This window comes from Streptomyces sp. NPDC101234 (assembly GCF_044767525.1).
In the GTDB taxonomy this organism is placed as follows: Bacteria; Actinomycetota; Actinomycetes; order Streptomycetales; family Streptomycetaceae; genus Streptomyces; species Streptomyces sasae.
Genome location: NZ_JBIWOA010000004.1, coordinates 411,839 through 430,166 on the forward strand (window position 1 = coordinate 411,839; position 18,328 = coordinate 430,166).

The 18,328-nt window shown below is 70.0% G+C and carries 16 protein-coding genes; 7 read left to right on the forward strand and 9 right to left on the reverse strand.

What is annotated here, in order from left to right; translation table 11 throughout:
• Positions 1 to 211: 211 nt before the first annotated feature.
• Positions 212 to 1,864: a glucose-6-phosphate isomerase gene (pgi, locus tag ACIRR9_RS10415; protein ID WP_403749597.1), complete on the forward strand. Its 1,653-nt coding sequence runs from the start codon at positions 212 to 214 to the stop codon at positions 1,862 to 1,864.
• A 64-nt stretch (positions 1,865 to 1,928) separates the two neighbouring features.
• On the opposite strand, the gene pgl is transcribed toward pgi, so the two are convergent.
• Genes pgl through tkt form a run of 5 tightly spaced genes read right to left on the reverse strand, consistent with a single transcriptional unit; the run spans position 1,929 to position 8,601 of the window.
• Positions 1,929 to 2,711 (reverse strand): 6-phosphogluconolactonase, encoded by a 783-nt coding sequence (gene pgl, locus ACIRR9_RS10420; RefSeq protein ID WP_403749600.1) that lies wholly within the window; start codon positions 2,709 to 2,711, stop codon positions 1,929 to 1,931.
• A complete protein-coding gene (gene opcA, locus ACIRR9_RS10425; RefSeq protein WP_403749602.1) occupies positions 2,708 to 3,838 on the reverse strand; it encodes a glucose-6-phosphate dehydrogenase assembly protein OpcA in 1,131 nt (376 codons plus the stop codon). Before opcA ends, pgl begins: the two co-directional genes overlap by 4 nt.
• On the reverse strand, positions 3,835 to 5,358 hold the full coding sequence (zwf, locus tag ACIRR9_RS10430; protein WP_403749732.1) for a glucose-6-phosphate dehydrogenase: 1,524 nt from the start codon (positions 5,356 to 5,358) through the stop codon (positions 3,835 to 3,837). Before zwf ends, opcA begins: the two co-directional genes overlap by 4 nt.
• Before the next feature lie 3 nt (positions 5,359 to 5,361).
• Positions 5,362 to 6,480, reverse strand: coding sequence for a transaldolase (gene tal, locus ACIRR9_RS10435; protein ID WP_403749604.1), 1,119 nt, complete (start codon positions 6,478 to 6,480; stop codon positions 5,362 to 5,364).
• 33 nt (positions 6,481 to 6,513) lie between these two features.
• Positions 6,514 to 8,601 (reverse strand): transketolase, encoded by a 2,088-nt coding sequence (gene tkt / locus ACIRR9_RS10440; RefSeq protein WP_403749607.1) that lies wholly within the window; start codon positions 8,599 to 8,601, stop codon positions 6,514 to 6,516.
• A 379-nt stretch (positions 8,602 to 8,980) separates the two neighbouring features.
• On the opposite strand from tkt, the gene ACIRR9_RS10445 reads away from it, so the two are divergent.
• From ACIRR9_RS10445 to ACIRR9_RS10460, 4 genes are all read left to right on the forward strand, one after another.
• A complete protein-coding gene (locus tag ACIRR9_RS10445; protein ID WP_403749734.1) occupies positions 8,981 to 9,934 on the forward strand; it encodes a heme o synthase in 954 nt (317 codons plus the stop codon).
• A gap of 69 nt (positions 9,935 to 10,003) precedes the next feature.
• A complete protein-coding gene (locus tag ACIRR9_RS10450; RefSeq protein ID WP_403749609.1) occupies positions 10,004 to 10,324 on the forward strand; it encodes a hypothetical protein in 321 nt (106 codons plus the stop codon).
• Positions 10,325 to 10,487: 163 nt separating this feature from the next.
• Complete coding sequence (locus tag ACIRR9_RS10455; RefSeq protein ID WP_365337511.1) at positions 10,488 to 11,594, forward strand: amidohydrolase family protein; 1,107 nt, start codon at positions 10,488 to 10,490, stop codon at positions 11,592 to 11,594.
• 44 nt (positions 11,595 to 11,638) lie between these two features.
• The gene (locus ACIRR9_RS10460) at positions 11,639 to 12,376 is read left to right on the forward strand and encodes a nucleotidyltransferase (RefSeq protein WP_403749611.1); all 738 of its coding nucleotides are present in this window, start codon (positions 11,639 to 11,641) and stop codon (positions 12,374 to 12,376) included.
• Here ACIRR9_RS10460 and ACIRR9_RS10465 read toward each other — a convergent pair.
• Genes ACIRR9_RS10465 through ACIRR9_RS10480 form a run of 4 tightly spaced genes read right to left on the reverse strand, consistent with a single transcriptional unit; the run spans position 12,331 to position 15,973 of the window.
• On the reverse strand, positions 12,331 to 13,356 hold the full coding sequence (locus tag ACIRR9_RS10465) for a heme A synthase (protein ID WP_403749613.1): 1,026 nt from the start codon (positions 13,354 to 13,356) through the stop codon (positions 12,331 to 12,333). The genes ACIRR9_RS10460 and ACIRR9_RS10465 overlap by 46 nt on opposite strands.
• Positions 13,357 to 13,413: 57 nt before the next feature.
• On the reverse strand, positions 13,414 to 14,202 hold the full coding sequence (locus ACIRR9_RS10470; RefSeq protein WP_403749615.1) for an ABC transporter permease: 789 nt from the start codon (positions 14,200 to 14,202) through the stop codon (positions 13,414 to 13,416).
• Positions 14,199 to 15,122 (reverse strand): ABC transporter ATP-binding protein, encoded by a 924-nt coding sequence (locus ACIRR9_RS10475; RefSeq protein ID WP_365337505.1) that lies wholly within the window; start codon positions 15,120 to 15,122, stop codon positions 14,199 to 14,201. Before ACIRR9_RS10475 ends, ACIRR9_RS10470 begins: the two co-directional genes overlap by 4 nt.
• A gap of 47 nt (positions 15,123 to 15,169) precedes the next feature.
• A complete protein-coding gene (locus ACIRR9_RS10480; protein ID WP_403749616.1) occupies positions 15,170 to 15,973 on the reverse strand; it encodes an aminoglycoside N(3)-acetyltransferase in 804 nt (267 codons plus the stop codon).
• Between the two features lie 172 nt (positions 15,974 to 16,145).
• Between ACIRR9_RS10480 and ACIRR9_RS10485 the strand changes: the two genes are divergently transcribed.
• Positions 16,146 to 16,889: a helix-turn-helix transcriptional regulator gene (locus ACIRR9_RS10485; protein ID WP_384572488.1), complete on the forward strand. Its 744-nt coding sequence runs from the start codon at positions 16,146 to 16,148 to the stop codon at positions 16,887 to 16,889.
• Positions 16,886 to 18,307 carry a Fe-S cluster assembly protein SufB gene (gene sufB / locus ACIRR9_RS10490; protein ID WP_403749619.1) on the forward strand — a complete coding sequence of 474 codons (1,422 nt, stop codon included), beginning with the start codon at positions 16,886 to 16,888 and terminating at the stop codon, positions 18,305 to 18,307. The genes ACIRR9_RS10485 and sufB overlap by 4 nt, the downstream gene beginning before the upstream one ends.
• The last annotated feature ends 21 nt before the right edge of the window (positions 18,308 to 18,328 follow it).

The window sequence follows — 18,328 nt, forward strand, 5'->3', positions numbered from 1 at the left end:
CTGTCTCCGCCACGTCCGGAGCACCGCCCGGCGCCCTCCTCTGCGGCCGGCCGTCACCTCGTTGATACCGGTGCGCAAGCCGGACGTACCTGTTGTTGTGCCGTCGGACGGCGCGACAGCAGGCCGCGCCCCGCGCTGATCAATTAGGTTGGAACCGGCAGCGGGGCAGGCACGCCACAGGACAGGTGCAAGGAAGAAGGCTGAAGTCGGAATGAACGCAGACGGCCGTACCAGGCTCAACCAGACGCCCGAGTGGACCGCGCTCGCCAAGCACCGGGAGGAGCTCGCCGACACCCACCTGCGGGACCTGTTCGCGGCCGACCCGGGACGCGGTACGGGCTACACGCTCCAGGTCGGCGACCTCTACATCGACTACTCGAAGCACCTGGTCAACGACGAGACGGTGCGGCTGCTGCGCGAGCTGGCCGCCGCCACCGACGTCTTCGCCCTGCGGGACGCCATGTTCCGCGGCGAGAAGATCAACGTCACCGAGGACCGCGCGGTGCTGCACACCGCCCTGCGCGCCCCGCGCGACGCGGTGGTCGAGGTCGACGGCGAGAACGTCGTACCTCAGGTGCATGCGGTCCTGGACAAGATGGGCGACTTCGCCGACCGGGTCCGCTCCGGCGCCTGGACCGGCCACACCGGCAAGCGCATCAGGAACGTCGTCAACATCGGCATCGGCGGCTCCGACCTCGGCCCCGCCATGGCCTACGAGGTGCTGCGCAGCTTCACCGACCGCGGCCTGACGGTCCGCTTCGTCTCCAACGTCGACGGCGCCGACCTGCACGAGGCCACCCGTGACCTGGACGCGGCGGAGACGCTGTTCATCATCGCCTCCAAGACGTTCACCACGATCGAGACGATCACCAACGCGACCTCGGCCCGCAACTGGGTGCTCGGTGAGCTGAAGGCCGGTCAGGAAGCCGTCGCCAAGCACTTCGTGGCCCTCTCCACGAACGCCGAGAAGGTGTCGGACTTCGGTATCGACACGGCCAACATGTTCGAGTTCTGGGACTGGGTCGGCGGCCGCTACTCCTACGACTCCGCGATCGGCCTCTCCCTGATGATCGCCATCGGACCGGACCGCTTCCGCGAGATGCTCGACGGCTTCCACCTGGTCGACGAGCACTTCCGCACCGCCCCCGCCGAGTCCAACGTCCCGCTCCTGCTGGGCCTGTTGGGCATCTGGTACGACAACTTCCACGACGCCCAGTCGCACGCGGTACTGCCGTACAGCCACTACCTCTCCAAGTTCACCGCCTACCTGCAGCAGCTGGACATGGAGTCCAACGGCAAGCACGTGGCGCGGGACGGCAAGGAGGTCGACTGGACCACCGGCCCGATCGTCTGGGGCACGCCCGGCACCAACGGCCAGCACGCCTACTACCAGTTGATCCACCAGGGCACCAAGCTGATCCCGGCGGACTTCATCGGCTTCGCCGAGCCGGTCGCCGAGCTCAGTGGTGAACTCAAGGCGCAGCACGACCTGTTGATGGCCAACTTCTTCGCCCAGACCCAGGCGCTGGCCTTCGGCAAGACCGCCGACGAGGTCCGCGCCGAGGGCGTCGCCGAGGAACTGGTCCCGCACAAGACCTTCCAGGGCAACCGTCCTACGACGACGATCCTCGCGCGCGAGCTGACCCCGTCGGTCCTCGGCCAGCTCGTCGCCCTCTACGAGCACAAGGTCTTCACCCAGGGCGCCGTCTGGAACATCGACTCCTTCGACCAGTGGGGCGTGGAGCTCGGCAAGGTCCTCGCCAAGCGCGTGGAACCGGCCCTGACGGAGGGCGCGGAGGTCGAGGGTCTCGACGCGTCCAGCAGGGCCCTGGTCGCCAAGTACCGGGAGCTGCGCGGGCGCTGAGCCCGACGCTCATGAAAAAACCCGTACGGCCGCCAACGGCCGTACGGGTTCTTTCAGTGCTTCGTCAGGGCGAAGCCGGCGGATACAGCGAGCGCGGCAGCTGGGCCGCGGCCGCCGAGTCCAGCAGCCACAGGGTCCGCTGGCGGCCCTGGGCCCCTGCCGCCGGGGCCTGGATCTCGCCCGCGCCCGAGAGGGCGATGGCGACGGCCTCGGCCTTGTCCGCACCGGCCGCCAGCAGCCAGACCTCACGGGCCGAGCGGATGGCGGGGAGGGTGAGGGAGACCCGGGTCGGCGGTGGCTTGGGGGCGCCGTGGACGCCGACCACCGTGCGCTCCGTCTCCCGGACCGCGGGCAGCTCGGGGAAGAGCGAGGCCACGTGGGTGTCCGGGCCGACGCCCAGCATCAGGACGTCGAAGGTGGGCACCGCGCCGTGGTTCTCGGGGCCGGCCGCGCGGGCCAGCTCCGCCGCGTAGGCCTCGGCCGCCGCGTCCACGTCCGTGTCCCAGGGACCGTCGGACGCGGGCATGGCGTGCACGCGCTTCGGATCCACCGGGACCTGGTCCAGCAGGGCCTCGCGGGCCTGGGTGACATTGCGCTCCGGGTCGCCCTCGGGCAGGAAGCGTTCGTCGCCCCACCACAGGTCGAGACGGCCCCAGTCGATGGCGTCCCTGGCCGGCGCCGCCGCCAGGGCCGCCAGCAGGCCGTTGCCGTTGCGGCCGCCGGTGAGGACCACGGACGCCTCCCCCCGGGAGGCCTGGGCGTCCACGATCTTCGTGATCAGACGGGCCGCGGCGGCCTGCGCCATCAGCTCCTTGTCGCGGTGCACGACCAGCTGGGGAGTGCTCATGTCGCCTTCGCCCTCTTCTTCAGCGGTGGCGGTTCCTGCGGCGCCGATTCTGTCGCGGGAGCCTCGGCAGCGGCTTCGAGAGCTGTTCCGGCGACGGCCTGTGCTCCTTTGGGCGACGGGTCCGTCGTAGCCGTGACCGCAGCAGGAGCCGTGACCGCAGCAGGAGCCGCGGCCGGAGCCGTGTCCACGGCCGCCGCAGCCGACGCGTTCAGCCGCTCCACGCCGAACCGCAGCGCCGACGCGTACGTGTCGTCCGGGTCGAGCCGGCGCAGTTCCTCCGCGATCAGCTCGGCCGTCTCCCGCCGCTTCAGCGCCACCGCGCGGTCCGGCTGACCGTCGATGGACAGGGTGGCGAGGGAGCCGTCCGCGCGGTCCAGCGCGATCGCGCCCTCGCTGGTGTGCATACGGACCGCCGTCAGACCGGGGCCGGACGACAGCGACCGCTTGACAGGGACGTCCAGGCGGTCCGCCAGCCACATCGCCAGCAGCTCGCAGCTCGGGTTGAACTCCTCGCCCTCCACCTCGACGGCCTCGACCTCGCAGACCACCTGGTCCAGGGCCGCCGCCAGCATCGAGCGCCAGGGCGTGATCCGGGTCCAGGACAGGTCCGTGTCGCCGGGGGTGTAGCTGTCCGCGCGGGCGGACAGCTCCCGTACCGGCTGCTCGGAGGCGTAGGTGTCGGTGACCCGGCGCTGGGCGAGGGCGCCCAGCGGGTCCTTCGCCGGGTCGAGCGGGGCGTTCACCGGCCACCAGACGACGACCGGCGCGTCCGGCAGCAGCAGCGGCAGCACGACCGAGTCGGCGTGGTCGGCGACCTCGCCGTACAGGCGGAGGATGACCGTCTCGCCGGAGCCCGCGTCCACGCCCACCCGTACCTCGGCGTCCAGGCGGGACGACGTACGGTCGCGGGGGGAGCGGGAGACGCGCTTGATGACGACCAGCGTGCGCGAGGGGTGCTCGTGCGAGGCGTCGCCGGCGGCCTTCAGGGCATCGTAGGCGTTCTCCTCGTCGGTGACGACGACGAGGGTCAGCACCATGCCCACGGCGGGTGTGCCGATGGCCCGGCGGCCCTGCACCAGCGCCTTGTTGACCTTGCCGGCCGTGGTGTCCGTGAGGTCTATCTTCATGGCCGGCGCCAGCTCCGTCCTTCTCGTGCGAGCATCTCGTCGGCCTCGGCGGGGCCCCAGGTGCCCGACTTGTACTGGGCGGGCCTGCCGTGCTGGTCCCAGTGCTCCTCGATCGGGTCGAGGATCTTCCAGGACAGCTCGACCTCCTCCGTACGCGGGAAGAGGTTGGAGTCACCGAGCAGCACGTCCAGGATCAGCCGCTCGTAGGCCTCCGGGGAGGACTCGGTGAAGGACTCGCCGTAGGCGAAGTCCATCGACACGTCCCGGATCTCCATCGAGGTGCCCGGCACCTTGGAGCCGAAGCGGACGGTGATGCCCTCGTCGGGCTGGACGCGGATGACGACCGCGTTCTGCCCGAGTTCCTCGGTGGCGGTGTGGTCGAAGGGGGAGTGCGGAGCCCGCTGGAAGACCACCGCGATCTCGGTGACGCGCCGGCCGAGCCGCTTGCCGGTGCGCAGGTAGAAGGGGACGCCTGCCCAGCGGCGGTTGTCGATCCCGACCTTGATCGCCGCGTAGGTGTCGGTCTTCGACTTCGGGTCGATGCCGTCCTCTTCGAGGTAGCCGATGACCTTCTCGCCGCCCTGCCAGCCGGCCGCGTACTGCCCGCGCACGGTGTCGCGGCCCAGGTCCTTGGGCAGCCGGACCGCGCCGAGCACCTTGGTCTTCTCGGCGGCCAGCGCGTCCGCGTCGAAGGAGGCCGGCTCCTCCATGGCCGTGAGGGCCATGAGCTGGAGGAGGTGGTTCTGGATGACGTCACGGGCGGCGCCGATGCCGTCGTAGTAGCCGGCGCGGCCGCCGATGCCGATGTCCTCGGCCATGGTGATCTGGACGTGGTCCACGAAGGACCGGTTCCAGATCGGCTCGAACATCTGGTTGGCGAAGCGCAGCGCCAGGATGTTCTGGACGGTCTCCTTGCCGAGGTAGTGGTCGATCCGGAACACCTGGTCCGGCTCGAACACCTCGTGCACGACCTTGTTGAGCTCCTCGGCCGACTTCAGGTCGTGGCCGAAGGGCTTCTCGATGACCGCGCGCCGCCAGGAACCGCCGGTCTGGTCGGCCAGTCCGTGCTTCTTCAGCTGCTGGATGACGACCGGGAAGGAGCGCGGCGGGACGGACAGGTAGAAGGCGAAGTTGCCGCCGGTGCCCTGCGCCTTGTCGAGCTCCTCGATGGTGGAGCGCAGCCGCTCGAACGCGTCGTCGTCGTCGAAGGTGCCCTGGACGAAGCGCATCCCCTGGATGAGCTGCTGCCAGACCTCCTCGCGGAACGGGGTGCGGGCGTGTTCCTTGACGGCGTCGTGGACCTCGGCGGCGAAGTCCTCGTTGGCCCACTCGCGGCGGGCGAAGCCGACCAGGGAGAAGCCCGGCGGCAGCAGACCCCGGTTGGCGAGGTCGTACACGGCGGGCATGAGCTTCTTGCGGGAGAGGTCGCCCGTGACGCCGAAGATGACCAGGCCCGACGGCCCCGCGATACGCGGGAGCCGTCGGTCGGCGGGGTCACGCAGCGGGTTGCTGCTTGACAGGGTTCAGCCCTCCGAGGGGGACAGGCGCTCCAGCTCCGCCTGGGTCGACTTGAGCAGGTCGTTCCAGGACGCCTCGAACTTCTCGACGCCCTCGTCCTCCAGCACCTGGACCACGTCGTCGTACGAGATCCCGAGCTTCTCGACGGCGTCGAGGTCGGCGCGGGCCTGCGCGTACGTGCCGGTGATCGTGTCGCCGGTGATGCCGCCGTGGTCCTCGACCGCGACGAGGGTGGCCTCCGGCATGGTGTTCACGGTGTTCGGCGCGACCAGGTCGTCGACGTACAGGGTGTCCTTGTACGCCGGGTCCTTGACGCCGGTGGAGGCCCACAGCGCACGCTGCTTGTTGGCGCCCGCGCTCTCCAGGGCGGTCCAGCGGGCCGTGGAGAAGACCTCCTCGTACGCCTGGTAGGCGAGGCGCGCGTTGGCGACGGCGGCCTTGCCGCGCAGCGCCTTGGCCTCGTCGGTGCCCAGCTCGTTCAGGCGCTTGTCGATCTCGGTGTCGACACGGGACACGAAGAACGACGCCACCGAACGGATGAGCGACAGGTCGAGGCCGCGCTCCCTGGCCTTCTCCAGGCCGGCCAGGTAGGCGTCCATGACCTCGCGGTAGCGCTCCAGCGAGAAGATCAGCGTGACGTTGACGCTGATGCCGAGGCCGATGACCTCGGTGATCGCCGGGAGGCCGGCCTTGGTGGCCGGGATCTTGATGAGGGTGTTGGGGCGGTCCACCAGCCAGGCCAGCTGCTTGGCCTCGGCGACCGTCGCCTTGGTGTTGTGGGCGAGGCGCGGGTCGACCTCGATCGACACACGGCCGTCCTGGCCGCCGGTCGCGTCGAACACCGGGCGCAGGATGTCGGCGGCGTCGCGGACGTCCGCCGTGGTGATCATGCGGATGGCCTCTTCGACGGTGACCTTGCGGGCGGCGAGGTCCGTGACCTGCTGCTGGTAGCCGTCGCCCGAAGAGATCGCCTTCTGGAAGATCGTCGGGTTGGTGGTGACGCCCACGACGTGCTGCTGGTCGATCAGCTCGGCGAGGTTGCCGGACGTGATCCGCTTGCGCGACAGGTCGTCCAGCCAGATCGCGACGCCTTCCTCGGAGAGGCGCTTGAGTGCGTCTGTCATGGAATTACATCTCCTACGTGTCGTATATGAGCGTCAGCGCTGGGCGGCGGCGATGGATTCCCGGGCCTTGCCGGCCACGTTCTCGGCAGTGAAGCCGAACTCCTGGAAGAGCACCTTGCCGTCGGCGGAAGCACCGAAGTGTTCCAGGGAAACGATGCGGCCGGCGTCGCCCACGTACTTGTGCCACGTGAGACCGATACCCGCCTCGACCGAGACACGAGCCTTGACGGACGGCGGCAGAACGCTGTCCCGGTACCCCTGGTCCTGCTCCTCGAACCACTCCACGCACGGCATGGACACGACGCGGGTGGGCACACCGTCGGCCTCCAGCTGCTCGCGCGCCTCGACGGCGACGTGCACCTCGGAGCCGGTGGCGATGAGGATGACCTCGGGGGCGCCGTTCGACGCCTCGAAGAGGACGTAACCACCCTTGACCGCGTCCTCGTTGGACTCGTACACCGGCACGCCCTGGCGGGTCAGCGCCAGACCGTGCGGGGCGCCCTTGCCGAACACCTTGGTGTAGCGCTTGAGGATCTCGCGCCAGGCGATCGCGGTCTCGTTGGCGTCGGCGGGGCGCACGACGTTGAGACCGGGGATGGCGCGCAGCGAGGCGAGGTGCTCGACCGGCTGGTGCGTCGGGCCGTCCTCGCCGAGGCCGATGGAGTCGTGGGTCCACACGTACGTCACCGGCAGGTGCATCAGCGCCGAGAGACGGACGGCGTTGCGCATGTAGTCGGAGAAGACGAGGAACGTACCGCCGTAGACACGGGTGTGGCCGTGCAGGGTGATGCCGTTCATCTCCGCGGCCATGGAGTGCTCGCGGATACCGAAGTGGATGGTGCGGCCGTAGGGGTTCGCGCCCGGCAGCGGGTTGTCCGCCGGCAGGAACGAGCTGTCCTTGTCGATGGTCGTGTTGTTCGACCCGGCGAGGTCGGCGGAACCGCCCCACAGCTCCGGGACGACCGCGCCGAGCGCCTGCAGCACCTTGCCGGAGGCGGCACGGGTCGCGACGCCCTTGCCGGGCTCGAAGACCGGGATCTTCTCCTCCCAGCCCTTGGGCAGCTCGCCCGCGGAGATGCGGTCGAACTCGGCGGCCCGCTCGGCGTTGTTGTCACGCCACAGCTGGAAGGACTTCTCCCACTCGGCCTTCGCCGCCCCGCCGCGCTCCCCGGCCTGCCGGGTGTGGGCGATGACCTCCTCGGCGACGTCGAAGCTCTTCTCCGGGTCGAAGCCCAGGACGCGCTTGGTGGCCGCGACCTCGTCCGCACCGAGCGCCGAGCCGTGGGCGGCCTCGGTGTTCTGCGCGTTCGGAGCGGGCCAGGCGATGATCGAGCGCATCGCGATGAAGGACGGCTTGTCCGTCACCTTCTTCGCGGCCTCGATCGCGTTGTAGATGGCGTGCGGGTCCAGGTCGCCGTCCGGCTTCGGGGCGATCCGCTGCACATGCCAGCCGTACGCCTCGAACCGCTTGACGGTGTCCTCGGAGACGGCCGTCTCGGTGTCGCCCTCGATCGAGATGTGGTTGTCGTCCCACAGCAGGACCAGGTTGCCGAGCTTCTGGTGGCCGGCCATCGAGGACGCCTCGGCGGAGATGCCCTCCTGGAGGCAGCCGTCACCGGCGATGCAGTAGACGAAGTGGTCGAAGGGCGACTCGCCCTGCGGGGCCTCCGGGTCGAACAGACCGCGCTCGTAGCGGGAGGCCATGGCCATGCCGACGGCGTTGGCGACACCCTGGCCGAGCGGGCCGGTGGTGGTCTCGACGCCCTTGGTGTGACCGTACTCCGGGTGCCCGGGGGTCTTCGAGCCCCAGGTGCGGAAGGCTTCGAGGTCGGCCAGCTCCAGGCCGAAGCCGGCCAGGTACAGCTGCGTGTAGAGGGTCAGCGACGAGTGACCGGCGGACAGCACGAAGCGGTCACGGCCCACCCATTCGGGGTCGGACGGGTCGTGCCGCATCACCTTCTGGAAGAGGGTGTACGCGGCCGGCGCCAGGCTCATCGCCGTACCCGGATGGCCGTTGCCGACCTTCTGTACGGCGTCGGCGGCCAGGACGCGGGCGGTGTCTACGGCCCGCTGGTCCAACTCGGTCCAGTCGAGGTCTGTGGTGGTCGGCTTGGTGCTCACCCTGAGTCAGGGCTCCTCTCCACATGTTCGGTTACCGGTCCACGGGCACACGCCCACACCGGCTGCCGGTGTACCGGGTGCCCACCGGCCGTTGTCGAGCCTACCCCCGTAAGGACGTGCATTTTTTCGAGTGTTTCCAGACTGCCGGGCCTCGGGGGGATCCGCCTCCCGACTGGCCGGGAAGGCATTCGGCACATGAATACGGAGCCGCTCATCTGACTGCTCAATCGAGCCTCCCCACCCCTCTCCCGAGACGCCCGCCAACACGACCCCACCCCCGCGAAGATCGGGGTATGGGCAACGTCTAAAGTGGCGTGGTACGCGCGAGCCTTTACCGTGAGTTCACACGGCGGGGCTCGCTGAAATGTCTCTGTCAGGGGTGTGCGTGACGGCCGTCGAATCCCGTCCAGCGGGGGTACTCGGTGCGAGCGAGAGCCCGAGTCACCGGCCGTTCGGGGCCCGTGTCAAAGCTTTCGTGGCGCTGACCAAGCCACGGATCATCGAGCTTCTGCTCATCACCACCGTTCCGGTGATGTTCCTGGCTCAGCAGGGCGTGCCCGACCTGACGCTGGTGCTGCTCACCTGCGTCGGCGGTTATCTCTCCGCTGGCGGCGCCAACGCGCTGAACATGTACATCGACCGGGACATCGACGCGCTGATGGACCGCACCTCGCAGCGTCCGCTGGTGACCGGCATGGTCAGCCCGCGCGAGTGCCTCGCCTTCGGCATCACCCTGGCGGTCGGCTCCACGCTGCTGTTCGGCCTCACCGTCAACTGGCTGAGCGCCTGGCTGTCACTCGGAGCGCTCCTCTTCTACGTCGTCGTCTACACGATGATCCTCAAGCGGCGTACCGCGCAGAACATCGTGTGGGGCGGCATCGCGGGCTGCATGCCGGTGCTGATCGGCTGGTCGGCCGTGACGGACTCGCTCTCCGCGGCCCCGGTCATCCTCTTCCTGGTGATCTTCTTCTGGACGCCGCCGCACTACTGGCCGCTCTCCATGAAGGTGAAGGCCGACTACGCGCGCGTGGGCGTGCCGATGCTGCCGGTCGTCGCCTCCAACAAGGTGGTCGCCAAGCAGATCGTCATCTACAGCTGGGTGATGGTCGCCGTTTCCCTCCTCCTCACCCCCCTCGGCTACACCGGCTGGTTCTACACGCTGGTCGCCCTCGCGGCGGGCGGCTGGTGGCTGTGGGAGGCGCACGCCCTGCAGAACCGGGCGAAGGCCGAGGCGACGGGCGGGAAGCTCAAGGAGATGCGCCTGTTCCACTGGTCCATCACCTATGTCTCGCTGCTCTTCGTGGCGGTCGCGGTCGACCCGTTCCTGCGCTGAGGCACGACGGGCCCATGTCACAGGGCCCTCCCCTCGCCAGCCGATCTACTCGTGAGTAGCATCCTGCTCATGGCAGACACGCAGCAGGTTGACCAGAAGGCCGAGCGCAAGGTGGCGCGCCTCGCCAAGCAGATCGACACCTTCGCCAAGGCCCACGGCGGCGCCGAGGGCCAGGTGGCCTACATCGGCGAACGCGGCGCCCGCATCGTCCTCGTCGGCGCGGACGGCGGCTGGGGCGACCTGGTGGCCCCGACCTACGAGATCGCCGAGCAGGCCGTGGCCAAGTCCGGCATCACGGCCCACGAGTCCTTCGACGGCGAGTTCGCGGCGAAGGTCCAGACAGGGCCGTACGAGTGGAAGCGGATGGCCGGCATTCAAGTAGGCGGCTGAACAACGCGACCCAAAGGGGCGCGGGGCTGTATCGATGTGCGGCTCCGCCGCGTGGGCGCGACAAGCCCCCACCGGCCCGCGGCCGAAGAACGACCGCACACCGCGACCTCAATCCCGGTTCCCCCGTTAAGACGGTCAAGTAGCCGTCCACACGGGAGCCAGGATGATCGAAACGCCGTCCTTGGTGGACCAGTACTGCCACGGAGTCCTCCGTACGGAGCTCGGCCTCGGCACCTTCGAGGCCCAGCTCGCCCGTACCGAAGGCCCCCCAGCCGCCGGCACCACCCTCTTCGACACCCAGACCGGTTTCGCCGTACGGCGCTGGTGCCCCCCGCTCCTCGGCCTCGAACCGCACTCCCCGCCCGCCCGCTACCTGGCCCGGCGCCGCGAGCTGGGCGTCCTGGAAGCGGGCCGCCGGCTCCTGCGCGGCAGCGGCATCACCACCTACCTCGTCGACACCGGCCTGCCCGGCGACCTCACCGGCCCCGCCGAGATCGCCTCGACCGGCGACGCGGAGGCCCGCGAGATCGTGCGCCTGGAACTGCTCGCGGAGCAGGTCGCCGACACCTCCGGGACCGTCGAGTCCTTCCTCGCCAACCTCGCCGAGTCGGTGCACGGCGCGGCGGCCAACGCGGTCGCCTTCACCTCCGTCGCCGGCCTGCGGCACGGCCTCGCCCTGGCTCCCGAACCACCGGGTCCCGGTGAGGTGAGAGGCGCCGCGGGCCGCTGGCTGGCCGCGCGCCGTGTCGGCGGCGAGCTGACCGACCCGGTGCTGCTGCGCCACCTGCTCTGGATCGCCGTGGCCTCGGGCCTCCCCCTCCAACTGCACGCGGGCCTCGGCGAGCCCGGCGCCCGGATCGACCGTACCGACCCGGTCCTGCTCACCGACTTCGTCCGGGCCACCGCGGGCCTCGGCACCGACCTGGTGCTCCTCCACGGCTACCCGTACCACCGTCACGCCGCCCATCTCGCCGGCGTCTTCCCGCACGTCTACGCCGACTCGGGCGCGGCCCTGGTCCGCACCGGCGCCCGCGCGGCGACGATCCTCGCCGAGATCCTGGAACTGGCCCCCTTCGGCAAGGTCCTCTTCTCCAGCGGTGCCCACGGCCTGCCCGAACTGCATGTCGTCGGCGCCCGTCTCTTCCGGGAGTCCCTCGGCAGGGTCCTCGGTACCTGGGTCGCCGAGGGCGCGTGGTCGCTCGGCGACGCGCAACGTGTGGCCAGGCTGATCGCGGCGGGCAACGCGAAGCGGGTGTACGGGCTGGAGTGAGAAACGGGTGTACGGACCGGAGCGGGCTGCACAGACTGAGCGGCATGCAGACCGAGACGTTACTGACCCGCTTCCGTCACGAACTGACAGCCCTGGACCCCGTCGCCGTCTGGGCGCACGGCTCGCTCGCCGCGGACGACTACCAGGAGGGCCGCAGCGACCTGGACCTGATCGCGGTGCTGCCGGGCCGGATCACCCCGGCCGTCGTGTGGAAGGTCGCAACGGCCCACGCCCGTCTGCGCGCGCTGCCGCTCGCCGCCGGGCTGCACTGCACCTATCTGACCCCTTCGACCGCGGCCGATCCGGACCGGCGCCATCTGACCTGGGCGCACGCAGAGCTGTTCAGACGGACGGTCAGCCCGGTGACCCGGCGTGAGCTGCACGCCTTCGGACGGGTGCTGGACGGGCGGCCGCCCGCCGGGCTGCTGCCCCCGGTGTCGGACCGGGTGCTCGGCGACTTCGTCGTACGCGACCAGCGGGACTTCTGGCGGCCCGCCGTCGACAACGCCCCGCTGTGGACCCGGGACATCTGGGTCGACCTGGGCCTGATCACCTTCGCCCGCGCCACCGTCACCGCACGCGAGGGCCGCCTGATCTCCAAACGCGAGGCCCTGGACCTGCTGCCCGGCCTGGGCGCTCCCGTCGAGGTCGTCGAGGACATCCGCAGCCGCCGTTACGACGATCCCGCGCCGCCCACCGGGGAGTGGACGGCGCGCAGGGCCCGCCTGACCCGGGACTACCTGGGCCCGGCGATCGACGCGCTCACGGCGTTGTACGACTGAGCGGGCAGGTCGGCCGTGGTGTCTACGCCGGCACGTTCCCGCAGGGACAGCAGGACGCGCAGCACGCCGATCCACACCAGGCAGGAGCCGAACATGTGCAGGCCGACCAGGATCGTGGGCAGGTGCGTGAAGTACTGGATGTAACCGATCACGCCCTGGCCGAGCAGGATCAGGAACAGGTCGCGGACCCGGTCGCGCGGTCCCTGGGGCGCGTCGATGCCCTTGAGGAAGAACCACAGCGCGAACGTCAGCGACACCACGATCCAGGCGAACACCGCGTGCAGCTCGGCGACGCCCGACCAGCTGACCTTGATGCGCTCGACGTCGCCGGAGTCACCCGGGTGCGGCCCGGCGCCGGTCACCACCGTGCCCGCCGCGATGAGCAGCAGCGTGACGGCGACCAGGGCCCACACCAGCTGCTGCACGGCCTTGCCGACCAGCAGGCGCGGCTCCCCGTCGCCCTCGCCGGTGCGCTGCCACATCACGGCGGCGACGGTGATGAGCGCCGTCGCCAGCAGGAAGTGGGCGGCGACGGTGTACGGGTTGAGGCCGACGAGGACCACGATGCCGCCGAGGATCGCGTTGCTCATCACCAGCCAGAACTGCGCCCAGCCCAGTCGGGTCAGGCTGCGCCGGTACGGCTTCTCGGACCGGGCGGCGATGATCGCCCAGCCGACCGCGGCGCACAGCACGTACGTCAGCATGCGGTTCGTGAACTCGATGGCGCTGTGGTAGCTCAGCGCGTCGGTCGGGGTCAGCGAGCCGGCGGTGCACTCGGGCCAGGTCGGGCAGCCGAGGCCCGAGCCGGTGAGCCGCACCGCGCCGCCGGTGACCACGATGACCACCGACATCACGAGTGCGGCGAGAGCCGCCCGCCGGACCGTCCGGGGATCCGGGGTCCAGCGGTCGGCGATGAAGGCGAGCGGGTTGCGCACGGCCGCTACGGCATCGGCGGGGGTCAGCTTTGGCACGCACACCATCGTAGGGGGCCGCTTGTGCATGCGTTCACGAGGGTCGCCCCGGCGCGTTCACGAGGGTCACTCCCAGCGGAAGAAACGTCCCGCGGCGGCCAGGCCCAGCACCGCCCACACGGCGAGAATCCCCAGGTCGCCCCAGGGCGTTCCGGCTCCGTGCTGGAGTACGTCCCGCAGTCCGCCCGAGAGGGCCGAGATGGGCAGCAGGCCGAGTACCTGCTGGGCGCCGCCGAACTTGGACAGCGGGACGATGACCCCGCCGCCCACGAGCAGCAGCAGGAAGACCAGGTTCGCGGCCGCCAGGGTCGCCTCCGCCTTGAGGGTGCCCGCCATCAGGAGGCCCAGGCCGGAGAAGGCGGCCGTGCCGAGCACCAGGAGGAGCAGGACCGCGAGGGGGTTGCCGTGCGGGGACCAGCCGAGGGCGAAGGCGATCACCGTCAGCAGGATCACCTGGAGGATCTCGGTGACCAGGACGGCGGCCGTCTTCGCGGTCATCAGGCCCCAGCGGGGGAGCGGGGAGGAGGCCAGGCGCTTCAGGACGCCGTACCGGCGCTCGAAGCCCGTCGCGATGGCCTGGCCGGTGAACGCCGTGGACATCACGGCGAGCGCGAGGATGCCGGGGGCGAGGAAGTCGACCGACTTGCCGGCGCCGGTGTCCACGATGTCCACCGAGCTGAACAGGGCGAGAAGGAGGGTCGGGATGACGACCGTCAGCAGGAGCTGCTCGCCGTTGCGGAGCAGCATCCTCGTCTCCAGGGCCGCCTGCGCCGCGATCATGCGGGGGAGCGGGGCGGCACCCGGCCGGGGGGCGTAGGTGCCGGTACCGGTCCCGGTGTCGGTCGCGGTGGTCATGAGCGCAGCTCCTTGCCGGTCAGCTCCAGGAAGACGTCTTCCAGGGTGTGCCGCTCGACCGAGATGCGGTCGGGCATCACCCCGTGCTGGGCGCACCACGAGGTCACCGTCGCCAGCAGCTGCGGGTTGACCTTGCCCATCACCCGGTAGGAACCCGGGGTCAGCTCGGCGGCCGAGGAGTCGGCCGGCAGCGCCTTGAGCAGGGAGCCCACGTCGAGGCCCGGGCGGCCGGTGAACCGCAGCGTGTTCTCGGCGCCGCCCTTGCACAGCTCCTCGGGGGAGCCCTGGGCGATCACCCGGCCGGCGTCGATGATGGCGACGTCGTCGGCGAGCTGCTCGGCCTCCTCCATGTAGTGGGTGGTGAGGATGACCGAGACGCCGTCGGTGCGCAGATCCCTCACCAGGTCCCAGGTGGCCCGGCGGGCCTGCGGGTCCAGGCCCGCGGTGGGCTCGTCGAGGAAGACCAGTTCCGGGCGGCCGACCACGGCCATGGCGAGCGCGAGGCGCTGCTGCTGGCCGCCGGAGAGCCGGCGGTACGACGTACGGCCGCAGCTGCCCAGGCCCAGCCGCTCGATCAGCGCGTCCACGTCCAGCGGGTGCGCGTGCAGCTTCGCCACGTGCCGCAGCATCTCGTCGGCGCGGGCGCCCGAGTAGACGCCGCCGGACTGGAGCATCACACCCACCTTGGGGCGCAGCTCGGCGGACTGCCGTACGGGATCGAGACCCAGGACGCGCACCGAACCGGAGTCCGGTCTGCGGTAGCCCTCGCAGGTCTCGATCGTCGTCGTCTTGCCTGCACCGTTGGGGCCGAGTACTGCGGTCACACCCGGCCGGGCCACCAGGTCGAGGCCGTCCACGGCGGTCTTCGTGCCGTACCGCTTCACCAGGTCCCGCACCTGGACCACGGGCTCACTTCGCATGGAGACAGAGTCTAAGTACGGCTCCCGTCACCCGGACGGCCGGGTGCTCATATCTCCTCCTCACGGGGTCGATGTACGGCCAGCCATCGCTCGGCGTAGGCCACCGCGCCGGCGACCGGGAACAGCCGGGTCTCGGCCGCGCCGACCCTCCCGCGTACGACGACGGGCCGGTCGCGTTCGAAGTCGTAGCCCAGTTCGTCGAACCGGTCGGAGGTGATCGATATCTCGGTCACCGTCTCCCAGCCCCCGCCGGGGGCGGGCCGGCCGACCTGGACGCGCGGCGAGGGTATGCGGTATTCGGCCAGGTGGAAGCAGGTGCAGGTGGCATAGCCGGTGCCGAGCATGAGCACGCGCGCGTGCAGCTTCTCCAGGCGGGCCAGCGGGCTCCGCTCGCCGAGCCGGCAGTCGGGGGCGTGCCCGTCGGTGATCTCGGCGGCCCGGGCGCCGACCGCCGCGAACGAGGTCTGCGGGTGCGCGCTGCGCCGGGCGCCCGGCCAGTTCCGTACGGTCTCCGGGATCACCCCGACTCCGCGCGAGGGGGTGATCAGGGGGTCGTACGGCGGCATGGTCGCCCGGATCTGTGCCCACCACTCCTGCGGTACCGGCGGGTTCTGCCACACCGCCGGGTCCGAGAGGTCGCCGGTCTGGGTGGGGACCACCAGGGTGCCGTCCGGGCCGAGGGCGTCGAGCAGGCCCTGGACGACCGCCGCGGCGCCGCCGTTGACCCAGCCGAGGGAGCTGAGGGACGTGTGTGCCAGGAGCGTCTCGCCGGGCTTGACACCGAGGTCGCTGAGCTGCTGCGCGAGCGTGTCGCGAGTGACAAGAGGGCCGGTCGGAGGGGGTGTGGGCATGGTTCCGAAGTGTTGCGGAGGGGGCGGTGGGGCGCCACCCGATTGGTCGAGAGACGATCGATCAAAGATCGTTTCTGCAGGTCAGATTAGGTATGCCTAAGTGACGCAGGGCACCGTCCACTGGTCGGAACGCGGCTTGCCTGGCTCTGAGGAATTACGCAACAATGGCGTTGTGAAAAACGTCGACGAGGCTCGGGAGACCCCCACGGGAACCCCGCAGGAGGAACTCGCGACCGGTGAGCGCTCGACGCGCAACCGGGTCGCGCGGTCGATCCTGGACCACGGCCCGTCGACCGTCACCGAGCTGGCCGGACGCCTGGGCCTGACCCCGGCGGCCGTACGCCGGCACCTGGACGCGCTGGTCGCCGACGACGTCGTGGAGGCGCGCGAGCAGCGGGTGTACGGCGCGCGGACGCGAGGCCGGCCCGCCAAGGTCTTCGCCCTCACCGACTGCGGCCGGGACGCCTTCGACCAGTCGTACGACAAGCTCGCCGCCGACGCGCTGCGCTGGATCGCCGAGCAGGGAGGCGGCCAGGAGGCGGTCGCCGCCTTCGCCAAGGCCCGGATCATGGCCCAGGCGAGCTCGTACCGCGAGGCGATCGAGAGCGTGAGCCCCGACAAGCGCGCCGAAGCGCTGGCCAAGGCCCTGAGCCTGGACGGGTACGCTGCAACGGCGCGCACCGCACCGGTCGGCGAACAGCTGTGCCAGCACCACTGCCCGGTCGCCCATGTGGCGGAGCAGTTCCCCCAGCTGTGCGAGGCGGAGACGGAGATCTTCGCCGAGCTGCTCGGAACGCACGTCCAGCGACTGGCGACCATCGCGCACGGCGACGGCGTCTGCACGACGTTCATCCCAAAGATCTCCACGACTTCCACTGACGCATCTGCAAGCACGGCCGGGAGGAACCCCGCATGACTCTCCCCACGGAGACTGCCCACCCTGAGCTGGAAGGCCTGGGCACGTACGAATACGGCTGGGCCGACTCCGACGTGGCCGGTGCCTCTGCCAGGCGTGGCCTCAACGAGGAGGTCGTCCTCGACATCTCCGGCAAGAAGTCCGAGCCGGAGTGGATGGCCAAGCTGCGTCTCAAGGGCCTGAAGCTCTTCGAGAAGAAGCCCATGCCGAACTGGGGCTCCGACCTCTCCGGCATCGACTTCGACAACATCAAGTACTTCGTGCGCTCCACGGAGAAGCAGGCGGAGTCCTGGGAGGACCTGCCCGAGGACATCAAGAACACCTACGACAAGCTGGGCATCCCGGAGGCGGAGAAGCAGCGCCTGGTCGCCGGTGTCGCCGCCCAGTACGAGTCGGAGGTCGTCTACCACCAGATCCGCGAGGACCTGGAGGAGCAGGGCGTCATCTTCCTGGACACCGACACCGCGCTGAAGGAGCACCCGGAGCTCTTCAAGGAGTACTTCGGCACCGTCATCCCGGCCGGTGACAACAAGTTCGCCGCGCTGAACACGGCCGTGTGGTCCGGCGGCTCCTTCATCTACGTGCCGAAGGGCGTGCACGTCGAGATCCCGCTGCAGGCCTACTTCCGTATCAACACGGAGAACATGGGCCAGTTCGAGCGGACCCTGATCATCGTCGACGAGGGCGCCTACGTGCACTACGTCGAGGGTTGTACGGCCCCGATCTACAAGTCGGACTCGCTGCACTCCGCGGTCGTCGAGATCATCGTCAAGAAGAACGCGCGCTGCCGCTACACGACCATCCAGAACTGGTCGAACAACGTCTACAACCTGGTCACCAAGCGCGCCGTCGCCTACGAGGGCGCCACCATGGAGTGGATCGACGGCAACATCGGCTCCAAGGTGACGATGAAGTACCCGGCCGTCTACCTGATGGGCGAGCACGCCAAGGGCGAGACCCTCTCCATCGCCTTCGCGGGCGAGGGCCAGCACCAGGACGCCGGCTCCAAGATGGTCCACATGGCGCCGAACACCTCGTCCAACATCGTGTCGAAGTCCGTCGCCCGTGGCGGTGGCCGCACGTCCTACCGCGGTCTCGTCGAGATCGGCGAGGGCGCCGCCGGCTCCAAGTCCAACGTGCTCTGCGACGCGCTGCTGGTCGACACCATCTCCCGCTCGGACACGTACCCGTACGTCGACGTCCGCGAGGACGACGTGTCCATGGGCCACGAGGCGACCGTCTCCAAGGTCTCCGAGGACCAGCTCTTCTACCTGATGAGCCGCGGTCTGACCGAGTTCGAGGCGATGGCGATGATCGTGCGCGGCTTCGTCGAGCCGATCGCCAAGGAGCTGCCCATGGAGTACGCCCTCGAGCTCAACCGGCTGATCGAGCTCCAGATGGAAGGCGCGGTCGGTTAACCACCGATCCGCGGATTTCAT

What these genes read in the sequence shown, in the direction of transcription:
- ACIRR9_RS10475 (WP_365337505.1), bottom strand. Translation starts at nt 15,122, where the DNA reads ATGCGAAGTGAGCCCGTGGTCCAGGTGCGGGACCTGGTGAAGCGGTAC.
- pgl (WP_403749600.1), bottom strand. Translation starts at nt 2,711, where the DNA reads ATGAGCACTCCCCAGCTGGTCGTGCACCGCGACAAGGAGCTGATGGCG.
- ACIRR9_RS10465 (WP_403749613.1), bottom strand. Translation starts at nt 13,356, where the DNA reads ATGGTGTGCGTGCCAAAGCTGACCCCCGCCGATGCCGTAGCGGCCGTG.
- ACIRR9_RS10460 (WP_403749611.1), top strand. Translation starts at nt 11,639, where the DNA reads ATGCAGACCGAGACGTTACTGACCCGCTTCCGTCACGAACTGACAGCC.
- ACIRR9_RS10480 (WP_403749616.1), bottom strand. Translation starts at nt 15,973, where the DNA reads ATGCCCACACCCCCTCCGACCGGCCCTCTTGTCACTCGCGACACGCTC.
- opcA (WP_403749602.1), bottom strand. Translation starts at nt 3,838, where the DNA reads ATGAAGATAGACCTCACGGACACCACGGCCGGCAAGGTCAACAAGGCG.
- pgi (WP_403749597.1), top strand. Translation starts at nt 212, where the DNA reads ATGAACGCAGACGGCCGTACCAGGCTCAACCAGACGCCCGAGTGGACC.
- ACIRR9_RS10455 (WP_365337511.1), top strand. Translation starts at nt 10,488, where the DNA reads ATGATCGAAACGCCGTCCTTGGTGGACCAGTACTGCCACGGAGTCCTC.
- ACIRR9_RS10450 (WP_403749609.1), top strand. Translation starts at nt 10,004, where the DNA reads ATGGCAGACACGCAGCAGGTTGACCAGAAGGCCGAGCGCAAGGTGGCG.
- sufB (WP_403749619.1), top strand. Translation starts at nt 16,886, where the DNA reads ATGACTCTCCCCACGGAGACTGCCCACCCTGAGCTGGAAGGCCTGGGC.
- tal (WP_403749604.1), bottom strand. Translation starts at nt 6,480, where the DNA reads ATGACAGACGCACTCAAGCGCCTCTCCGAGGAAGGCGTCGCGATCTGG.
- ACIRR9_RS10470 (WP_403749615.1), bottom strand. Translation starts at nt 14,202, where the DNA reads ATGACCACCGCGACCGACACCGGGACCGGTACCGGCACCTACGCCCCC.